The sequence below is a fragment of the Cupriavidus sp. SIMBA_020 genome (genome assembly GCF_046535395.1).
In the GTDB taxonomy this organism is placed as follows: Bacteria; Pseudomonadota; Gammaproteobacteria; order Burkholderiales; family Burkholderiaceae; genus Cupriavidus; species Cupriavidus campinensis.
Map to the genome: position 1 here is coordinate 1 of NZ_JAWRWU010000882.1, position 262 is coordinate 262.

The window sequence follows — 262 nt, forward strand, 5'->3', positions numbered from 1 at the left end:
GTTCCACTACGCGACCCTCGCGCAATCGCTGACAAAGGAATCGGGCGGCACGCAACACTACGTCGCCACGCTGCATGCGATGGGGATCAGCGGAGCGCGCGAAGCCGGCGCGCTGCATCAGGTGACCCTGCAGCAGGCCTACATGATGGCGACGAGCGACATGTTCTTCATGGCGTCCGCAACCTGCCTCGTGCTCGCCACGATGATGTGGTTCACGCGCCCCAAACGGGGCGCCGCCATGACACTCGGGCACTGACACCAG

General features: G+C 64.9%; 1 pseudogene. It reads left to right on the top strand.

Annotated elements, in window-relative coordinates:
- Window positions 1–256, top strand: a pseudogene (locus SB751_RS31945) (MFS transporter); the annotation flags it as partial.
- Between the last annotated feature and the right edge of the window lie 6 nt (window positions 257–262).